This window comes from Mycobacterium sp. E1747, from assembly GCF_001667775.1.
GTDB lineage: Bacteria > Actinomycetota > Actinomycetes > Mycobacteriales > Mycobacteriaceae > Mycobacterium.
This window is the reverse complement of the sequence record NZ_LZJI01000010.1, coordinates 1-5257: the sequence shown is the minus strand read 5'-3', so window position 1 is coordinate 5257 and position 5257 is coordinate 1. Positions and strand designations below refer to the sequence as shown.

Below are 5257 nucleotides of genomic sequence, written 5' to 3'. Positions count from 1 at the left end.
GTGTAGCCCTCCAGGAACGGGTCCTCGGCCTTGCCGACCTGTTCCATTTGAAAGAAGTGGTCGGCCAGGGTGAACATGGCCGCGCCGGCCTGTTCGGAAGCTTTGGCAGCAGCCGCCAGCGTGGGGGCCAGCTTCTCAGGTGCACCTGGTAGAAAGTCGATGAAGTGTACTCCCAGTTCCATGATCCGTATTCCTCTCTGTTGCAGCGTTTTTCTTGCTTGCACGGCGATCGGCGCCGTGGATGTCGTTGAGGCGCTTATCGCCCTCAACGGCGCTCTCGGCGCTGTCCTGGGCGGCCGCTGCAAGCTGCGCTCGCAGGCGGCCAACACTTTTCCGGGGGGCTCCGTAAGACCATCCTGGGCGGCGCGGCGCTGGATGAACGACATCGCCGGCCGGATACGCACTCGAGGTGCCGGCCCCGATCAGTATCCGGGCCGCGACCAGGACGCCCAGGCTCGAGCCGAAAGCTCCGGCCGAACCACCCACAACCACTGCCAGCAGCCCCGCCAGAAACACCGCGCGCCCCTAAGACTTCCGATAATTTGCCCGCCGTCGGTTACGCGATCGCCGTCGCGACATACAGCGCCGACACCAGCACCGCGCTGCGACCCACCGACACTCTCATCGCGCCCGCAATCGGCACCATCGCCGTGGCAATCAGCGAGCTGTTGATCGGATTCAACGTCGCACTCAGCAACAGCGGCGTGCAAAACCGCCACCCAAACCCCGCCGCAGACGATTCAATGCACGCCGGTGATTCGCTGCGCCCCATCACAGCTCGGTACCCAACACTTCGATGACGGGCACCGCGCGCGACAACGCCCGTAACTTCGTCACATCCAAGTGCTCCGCAAGGGCTTTGGAGATTAGTGCGGTACGTGTAGCGCGGTCATAGCGCAACAAACCCAAACCAGACGAAGTCAGCGACATGACCGGCTCTCCGCCAGCGAGCGCATCAGGCTGGCCGTGCACCAGTTTCCGCGTCTCCAGCGATCTCAGCGTGACGCCGATCGGGGCGGTGTAGATCTGCTCAGCTTGTTCCAGGGCTGCGGCTGTGGACGGGCCGCCCCTGTCCAACCGCGCGAGCACAGTGCGCTCTGGCCACGTCAGTCCGTGGGGGCTACGCAGCTGCCGGAGGCGACGCACGATCAGCCCCGCTGCGCGATAGAGCGTCGCGCCGATGTCGTCGACGTCAACTTCATCAGCCATGTTGAACAACCGTAGGGTCGTTAAGTTAGGTTGTCAACGCAGATTGATGATATGCCGGTGGTTACCTCGACGTGACGTCGAGCGGTAATAGGACGGGTCCGATCCCAGGGAGCCGCCGTGGCGATGCGAGGCGCAATCAGCACTGACAGGTCACGGCGACGCCAGGACGCCACGAGCCATCGCGACACCTGACCGCTCTAGGGATCCCGCCGCCACTCGGGCCCGGCCATGCCGCCCGTCGCTGGTGGAGGCGAATAAGCAGACGGCTATTAGAGTTCTGTGCCCAGACGTTCGATGAGGGGTGCAGCGCGCGCGAGCAGCCGTAGCTCCGCAGGGCTGAACTTCTCAGCAAGGACTTTCGAGAACTGACGAGCTCGCGCGTCGCGATAATGGTGCAATACCGCCCGGCCCGACTTCGTCAACGACATCACCACCTGCCTGCCGTCGTGAGGGTCTGGGCGACGCTGTACTAATCCGCGCTTTTCGAGCGCTCCTAAAGTGACCGACATCGCTTGCGGGGTGATCTGCTCAGCACGGGCCAAATTCGCCGCAGACGACGGGCCACCTCGATCGAGTCGCGCCAACGCGGTACGCTGCGGCAAAGTCAACTCCTCAGGCGCCTGCAGCTGCTTGAGCCGTCGAACAATCAACGCTACCCCGCGATACAACGCGCCAGCCAACTGATCAACGTCGAGCTCTTCGGTCGCGCGCGGCATGATGAAGATGATAAGTCACGTTTGACAACCCGGACGTATAAACATACGGCGACATTCGCTACTGGCGAGAGCCTGGCCCGTTATCGAAAATCTCCGCGGTCAGCGGCTTGGACCGGCCATCGCATTACCGCTGTTGTGGGTCATCCTGCTGGGCTGAACGGCGTGCCCGTCCAAAGAATGCCGCCGAAGGCGTCGCGGCGAAAACGTCAGCACATAAAAGAATGTTGGTATGCGGGGGCGGCAACCGTGGCCCGTAACGGGATCCCCTACGAGTCGGGCGGCCGACATCTTGCCTCATCGCTTCGGCCCGGGCGAATGACTCATCTGGTCCTTGGGGTTGGCCGCCGACAATGACGGCCGCATCATCGATGCCCGTGTCGTGCACCGCGAATCTCGATACGCTCACTATGCGAACCTCGCCTGACGGATGTCAGCCGCAGTGCGCTTTACCGTTGGGTCAACAATCGCGACGAGCTCTTCGACCTCATCAGCGATGTCCTCATCGATCGGATACCGCGGCCCCAGCGAAGGCTCGGTTTACCTTGGCGCCCCTGGCTGATAAGGGTGGCGTGGGATAGGGCGCTGCCGGCCACGCTGGCCCCGTGGTTAGCCACTGGTTCCATCAGACGGCAACTAAACAATTTGGGTTGACAAGTCTAGGTTGTCAACCTAATTTGGCTATATGGATGAGCGTCTCGACGTGGACGAACTGGGTGCGGTCTTATTTCGCGGGATCGCTCAAATCTCGCGACGGACTAGGCAGCCGCAGGCGCCCGGTGAGTTGACGCTGCCTGAACGGGCGGCACTGGCGAGGCTGGATCGCGGCGGTCCTGGTTCGGCGGCCGAGTTGGCGCGGGTCGAACAGATCAGCCCGCAGGCCATGGGGGTTACGCTGGCCGGCCTGGAGTCGCGCGGTCTGGTGCAGCGGCAATCCGATCCGGGTGACGGTCGGCGGGTGATCATGTCGCTGACCGCATCGGGTGTCGACATGGTGCGCCACAGACGCGATACGCGAACTCGTCAGTTCGCAAAGGTCCTCGCCGAGGAGTTCACCGCCGAAGAGCTGCGGGCCCTTGCCCAAGCGGCGCCGTTACTCGAACGCTTCGGTGACCGCATCTGATGGCCGATGCCGACACGAGTCCCGGTCGATTCGGGTGGCGTTTTTGCGCGCCGCTGTTTGTGTGCGCAGCGCTGAATCCTATTAACAGCTCGGTAATCGCGACTGCGATCGTCCCGATCGCTGCCGCGGTGGGCTGCTCGGCGGGTCAAGCCTCAGTGTTGATTTCGGTGCTGTACGTGGCGACAGCGATTGGTCAGCCGACCGCGGGCGCGCTGGCCGAGGAGTTCGGGCCGCGCCGGGTACTCGTGATTGGCGTTGTCGCGCTGCTGGTTGGTGGGCTGGTGGGCGGTCTGGGCGCCAGCCTGCCCGCGCTGGTGGTCGGCCGGGTGCTGATCGGTGTCGGGACCTCGTGCGCTTATCCCTCGGCGATGCTTCTCGTCCGCCGACGCGCAGCGCAGGCCCGTTTGGATGGGCCACCGGGGCCCGTCCTGGGAGGCTTAGTAATTGCCGGGTCGGTGACCGCGGCTGCGGGGCTTCCGATCGGCGGCGTGCTGGTCGACGCGTTAGGGTGGCGGGCCACCTTCTTGATCAATCTCCCCGTGGGCGTCGTGGCCCTGGCGATGGCGCTGGCGTGGCTTCCCGCGGACCCGAATAGCTCAGGGCGCAAATGGTTTCGACGGACAATTGCCGACCTCGACCCAGTCGGGATCGCCGGCTTCGGCGGCGCGCTGGGAGCGCTTCTGGTCTTCTTAGTCTCGCTACCGCATCCTCGCTGGGCCGCGTTGGCTGTGTCCCTAGTGATCGGCGCCGCCTTGGTGTGGTGGGAGCTGCGGGTCAGTACCCCGTTCATCGACCTCCGTATGCTGGCCACCCGCACCGGATTGGCCCGCACCTACCTCCGTTTTGCGATCACAACGATGTGCATCTACGCCGTGTTCTACGGGGTGACTCAATGGCTGGAGGCCGGCCGCGGTTTTTCTGCCAGCACCTCGGGTTTGCTGCTGTTGCCGATGACCGGCCTGGCCGCGGTCGTTGCGCAGCCGGTCGCGGCTCGCAACCTGATCCGTGCCCCGCTGATCGTCGTCGGCGTCTGTTGTTTGGCTGGATCGATCGGGGTGTTGTTGTTGGACACCGCCACTAGGACCTCGTGGATCGTGTTGATCACCCTGGTTTTTGGGGTCGCCATGGGCGCGATGGCGAGTGCGAACCAAACCGCCCTGTACACGCAGGTAAGCGACGATCAAATCGCGACGGCGTCGGGCCTGTTGCGATCGTGCGGTTACGTCGGCTCGATCGCATCTGCAGCACTCATCTCGGTGGCGTTCCACGCCGGCGTCGACGACCCGGGTCTCCATGTGATTGCCTGGGTCCTCGTCGGTGCCAGCATGCTCGGTCTGATCGTCTTGGCTACCGACCCCATGATCACCGGACTTCGCCTCCGACACATGTCCCGGTCGGCTAGGCAGGTGCGAACACGCTTGGCGCCTAAGCAAACTACCGGCGAGGTGGGTGAGCGATGACCTCTGTAGATCCTAGTCCCGCAGGCACCGCCGACTGCGCGGTAACGGCGGGGCGACTCGAGGGTGAGGTGGTCGCGCTGATGCCCGCCTTGCATTCACACGCCATGCGGTTGACACGCAACCCTGCCGACGCCGATGACCTGTTGCAAGACACGATGCTCAAGGCACTCAACAGCCTGCACACGTTTCGGCAGGGAACGAACATCCGGGCCTGGTTGTACCGGATCCAGACCAACAGCTACATCTCCAGCTACCGACGCCGGCAGCGTAAGCCCGCGGTGCCACTCACCGAAGAGATGCTGATCAGTCGCCAAAGCGTCGATGCGCGGCCATGGCCAAACCACGTGCGGGCAGCCGAGGACGAGGCCCTCGACGCGATGCCCGATGCCGATCTCGCATGCGCGATGCGGGCGCTGCCGCAGACGTTCCGCACCGTTGTCTACTACGCCGACGTGGAAGGCCTGCCCGTAAAGCAAATCGCCGCGTTGACGAAAAGCCCGGCGGGAACGGTGATGTCACGACTGCATCGCGGGCGGCGCCGCTTGCGGGCGCTTCTGCCGCAGGGCCTGGCGAGCTGAAACGCACGTCGATTCGTTTTCCGCGGCAACCGACAACCTCTTAAGAAAGGACAACGATTTCATGGAACTGGGCGTACATTTCATCGACTTCCTCCCGGGCGCTCCCGAGAGGCTTGGGCCCACGATGGCAGGATCGGCTAAATTAGCCGAGCAAGCCGGCGCCACGATGTTCAC

At 63.9% G+C, this 5257-nt stretch carries 6 protein-coding genes and 2 pseudogenes; 4 read left to right on the top strand and 4 right to left on the bottom strand.

Annotated elements, in window-relative coordinates; genetic code table 11:
- The 4 genes and pseudogenes from A5695_RS27030 to A5695_RS01125 all read right to left on the bottom strand — a co-directional run.
- A pseudogene (locus tag A5695_RS27030) lies at positions 1 to 182 on the bottom strand (LLM class F420-dependent oxidoreductase); the annotation flags it as partial.
- Positions 183 to 556: 374 nt separating this feature from the next.
- On the bottom strand, positions 557 to 772 hold the full coding sequence (locus tag A5695_RS01135; protein ID WP_068077221.1) for a hypothetical protein: 216 nt from the start codon (positions 770 to 772) through the stop codon (positions 557 to 559).
- Positions 772 to 1209, bottom strand: a complete 438-nt coding sequence (locus A5695_RS01130; protein WP_068077222.1) for a hypothetical protein — start codon at positions 1207 to 1209, stop codon at positions 772 to 774. Before A5695_RS01130 ends, A5695_RS01135 begins: the two co-directional genes overlap by 1 nt.
- 269 nt (positions 1210 to 1478) lie before the next feature.
- Positions 1479 to 1925 carry a MarR family winged helix-turn-helix transcriptional regulator gene (locus A5695_RS01125; RefSeq protein ID WP_068077218.1) on the bottom strand — a complete coding sequence of 149 codons (447 nt, stop codon included), beginning with the start codon at positions 1923 to 1925 and terminating at the stop codon, positions 1479 to 1481.
- A gap of 682 nt (positions 1926 to 2607) precedes the next feature.
- On the opposite strand from A5695_RS01125, the gene A5695_RS01120 reads away from it, so the two are divergent.
- The 4 genes and pseudogenes from A5695_RS01120 to A5695_RS28180 form a co-directional block, all read left to right on the top strand.
- Positions 2608 to 3045, top strand: coding sequence for a MarR family winged helix-turn-helix transcriptional regulator (locus A5695_RS01120; protein WP_068077216.1), 438 nt, complete (start codon positions 2608 to 2610; stop codon positions 3043 to 3045).
- Positions 3045 to 4505: an MFS transporter gene (locus A5695_RS01115; protein WP_068077214.1), complete on the top strand. Its 1461-nt coding sequence runs from the start codon at positions 3045 to 3047 to the stop codon at positions 4503 to 4505. Before A5695_RS01120 ends, A5695_RS01115 begins: the two co-directional genes overlap by 1 nt.
- 68 nt (positions 4506 to 4573) lie before the next feature.
- Positions 4574 to 5083 (top strand): sigma-70 family RNA polymerase sigma factor, encoded by a 510-nt coding sequence (locus A5695_RS01110; RefSeq protein ID WP_068077212.1) that lies wholly within the window; start codon positions 4574 to 4576, stop codon positions 5081 to 5083.
- Positions 5084 to 5144: 61 nt separating this feature from the next.
- Positions 5145 to 5257: pseudogene (locus A5695_RS28180) on the top strand (LLM class F420-dependent oxidoreductase); the annotation flags it as partial.